Origin of the sequence: Blautia sp. MSK.18.38, from assembly GCF_024460535.1 — a bacterium.
Classification (GTDB): Bacteria; Bacillota; Clostridia; order Lachnospirales; family Lachnospiraceae; genus Blautia_A; species Blautia_A fusiformis.
On sequence record NZ_JANFYP010000093.1, the window covers coordinates 1 to 461 of the forward strand.

A 461-nucleotide genomic window follows, 5' to 3' on the forward strand; every position below is an offset into this window, starting at 1 on the left:
AAGGATATTTGATTAACTTAATCAAATTTCATGTATGCAGTTTTCAAGGTACAATATTGATTGGCTTATTATCACTAAGCCAATGGGCTTAAGTGGACTCGAACCACCGACCTCACGCTTATCAGGCGTGCGCTCTAACCAGCTGAGCTATAAGCCCATCTTGAAATCTTTCGATTTCAGTGGAGATGAAGAGATTCGAACTCTCGACCCCCTGCTTGCAAGGCAGGTGCTCTCCCAACTGAGCTACATCCCCATTTGATCTGGCAGCCACCTGCTCTCCCACACCGTCTCCAGTGCAGTACCATCGGCCGCTTAGGTCTTAACCGTCGTGTTCGGGATGGGAACGGGTGTGTCCCCTAAGCGCATCGCTACCAGAAATATCATTATTCAGTTGCCTTGATAACTCAACAGTAAAACACATCTTGTTTCTCTACTTTTTCCTTAGAAAGGAGGTGATCCAG

General features: G+C 46.4%; 2 tRNA genes and 1 rRNA gene. All 3 read right to left on the minus strand.

Annotated features, from left to right (window positions below):
* Positions 1–83: 83 nt before the first annotated feature.
* Positions 84–157, minus strand: a tRNA-Ile gene (locus tag NE638_RS17880).
* Positions 158–180: 23 nt separating this feature from the next.
* Positions 181–253: transfer RNA gene (locus NE638_RS17885), tRNA-Ala, on the minus strand.
* A 5-nt stretch (positions 254–258) separates the two neighbouring features.
* Positions 259–376: ribosomal RNA gene (rrf, locus tag NE638_RS17890) — 5S ribosomal RNA — on the minus strand.
* Between the last annotated feature and the right edge of the window lie 85 nt (positions 377–461).